This window comes from Tardiphaga robiniae (assembly GCF_001618955.1).
In the GTDB taxonomy this organism is placed as follows: Bacteria; Pseudomonadota; Alphaproteobacteria; order Rhizobiales; family Xanthobacteraceae; genus Tardiphaga; species Tardiphaga robiniae_A.
Genome location: NZ_LVYV01000027.1, coordinates 1 through 697 on the forward strand (window position 1 = coordinate 1; position 697 = coordinate 697).

Below are 697 nucleotides of genomic sequence, written 5' to 3' on the forward strand. Positions count from 1 at the left end.
AATTTCGCGGACGTCGTGCCCACCGCACAGACCGCCGGCAAAGTCTACGACTACCTCGACACCCTCCGCGGCGTCGAGGTCTTCCTCAATATCATGCCGGCAGCCCGCCTGGAGGCCCCCCGGATGGGCAATGCCGAAATGCGCGCGACCAAGGCCTACCAAGCGCTCATCTTCGACCAACTGCCCGACTCCAACCCCCTTCTGCTCACCGCCAACCGCGTCACCGTTTACTGCTCCGTGTTTCTCGACCCGGAGCCCGACGGGCCGACTCTCGTCGCGGTTCCGCCCGGCACCGGCCCCGGCACTGTCAACGACGCGTTCTTCCGCTTCGTCATCGACATGGGCGCGCCCGGTCCGGACCAGGGCAAGGGCGGCAAGTACCTCATCGTCCCGGCGGACTACAAGGGCGACCTCCCGAAGGATAAGAGCGAGGGCGGCGACTACTATGTGGCGCGCTCTCCGTCTCATGTGAACTGGCTGATCCTTCGCGGCTTCCTCGTCGACGGCAAGCCGGACGCAGCGTCAAAGCTGTTCCGCGAGGGACTCAAGGTCGACCCGCTCGCCAAGAAGAGCAATCCGCCGAAGATGGAGTTCCTCGACGGCTCGAAGGTCGCCTTCAACACGGTCCACGCAAACACTTTCGAGTTCTACAAGGAGCTCGACCACGTCATCCAGAAGGAACCGATCGACCTGTTCG

Annotated in this window: 1 protein-coding gene; it reads left to right on the plus strand. The window is 63.8% G+C overall.

What is annotated here, in order from left to right; all coding sequences use genetic code 11:
* The coding region (locus A4A58_RS20120; RefSeq protein WP_139069890.1) for a DUF1254 domain-containing protein at positions 1–697 on the plus strand (697 nt) is incomplete at both ends.